This is a genomic window from Pseudonocardia pini (assembly GCF_013870575.1).
Lineage (GTDB): Bacteria > Actinomycetota > Actinomycetes > Mycobacteriales > Pseudonocardiaceae > Pseudonocardia > Pseudonocardia pini.
In genome coordinates this window covers 1-1,665 of record NZ_JACBXB010000997.1, presented here as the reverse complement: position 1 = coordinate 1,665, position 1,665 = coordinate 1, and the positions used below count along the sequence as shown (strand labels likewise).

Sequence of the window (1,665 nt, the reverse complement as noted above, 5' to 3'; positions counted from 1 at the left end):
ACGCCCTGGAGCACCGCGGGCACGGCGCCTCGGCGGGCTCGCCCGAACAGCTCGGCGTCCTCGGGGAGACCGGCTGGGCGGGGCTGGTCGACGACATCGGCGCCGTCGCGGCGCACGCACGGGCCGAGCACCCCGGCCTGCCGCTGGTGCTGGTGGCGCACAGCATGGGCTCGTTCGCCGCACAGCAGTGGGTCCTGGACCACTCCGCGGCGGTCGACGGTCTGGTGCTGACCGGCACCGCCGCGCTCGACCTGCTCGAACCCGCGCTGGACCTCGACGCCCCGCTGGAGCTCGAGATGTTCAACGGGCCCTTCGCCCCGGCCCGCACGGACTTCGACTGGCTGTCCCGGGACACCGAGCAGGTCGACCGCTACGTCGCCGACGCGCTCTGCGGCTTCGGGCTGGACACCCCGGGGGTGAAGGCGCTGTTCGCCGGGGCCCGGGCCCTCGCCGACCCGGAGCGGGTCGCCGCGATCCGCTCCGACCTGCCGATCCGCGTGGTCGTCGGGGACCAGGACCCGGTCAACGCCGGACTCGCCCTGGTCCGGCCGCTGGTGGACCGGTTCGAGGCGGCCGGGGTCAAGGACGTCACACTGCGGGTGTGGCCTGCGGCCCGGCACGAGGTCTTCAACGAGACCAACCGGGCCGAGATCACGGCGGACCTGCTGGACTGGCTGGACCGGGTCGTCCCGGCCCGTTGACGAGAGGGGTGACGGGTGGAGGTCGACGCGGTCGCGGACGTGCGGGCCGACCCGCTGGGGTTCGAGGCGGCGGCCGTGGCGGCGGAGAAGGCCGGGTACGCCGGCATCGGGCTGCCGGAGACCCGGCACGACGTCTTCGTCTCGGCCGCCCTCGCCGCGCGGGCCACCAGCAGGCTCACGCTGCAGACGTCGATCGCGGTGGCCTTCGCCCGCAACCCCATGACGGTGGCCCAGTCCGCCAACGACGCCCAGCTGGTGTCCGGCGGTCGGTTCCAGCTGGGCCTCGGCTCGCAGGTCAAACAGCACGTCGAGCGGCGCTTCGGCATGCCGTGGGGCAGCCCCGCGGCGCGGATGGAGGAGTTCGTCGCCGCCGTCCGCGCGATCTGGGCGGCGTGGGCCGGCGGTGAGCGGCTGCACTTCGAGGGCGAGCACTACCGCCACACCCTCATGACCGAGATGTTCGACCCGGGCCCCAACCCGCACGGCACCCCGCCCGTCCTGCTGGCCGCCGTCGGCCCGCGGATGACCGAGGTCGCGGGGCGGGTGGCCGACGGGCTGCTGTGCCACTCCCTGACCACCCCGGACTACCTGCGGGAGGTCACCCTCCCCGCGGTCCGCCGGGCCCGCGGCGAGGCCGCGGGCGCCTTCACCCTCGCCCTGCCCGTGTTCACCGCGGTCGGGGTCGACGAGGCGGGGCGGGCACGGGCCGAGGCGGGCGTCCGCAGGCAGCTGGCGTTCTACGCGTCGACGCCCGCCTATCGCGCCGTCCTGGACCACCACGGCTGGGGCGAGCTGCACGAGCGGCTCAACCGGCTCTCCCGGGCCCACGCCTGGACCGAGATGGCGGAGGCGATCGACGACGACGTCCTCGCCGCCTTCGCCGTCTCCGGCACCCCGCAGCAGGTCGCCGACGGGATCGCGGACCGCTACGCCGGCCTCGTCGACCGGGTGTCGCTGTACTCGC

2 protein-coding genes are annotated in these 1,665 nt (G+C 75.3%); both read left to right on the top strand.

All coding sequences use genetic code 11. The annotated features are described in order from the left end of the window. A partial coding sequence (locus H5J29_RS31785; protein WP_181784618.1) for an alpha/beta fold hydrolase occupies positions 1–701 on the top strand: 701 nt, incomplete at its 5' end. 15 nt (positions 702–716) lie between these two features. Further along, positions 717–1,665, top strand: a 949-nt coding sequence (locus tag H5J29_RS31780) for a TIGR03617 family F420-dependent LLM class oxidoreductase (RefSeq protein WP_181784617.1), incomplete at its 3' end; no start/stop codon positions are given.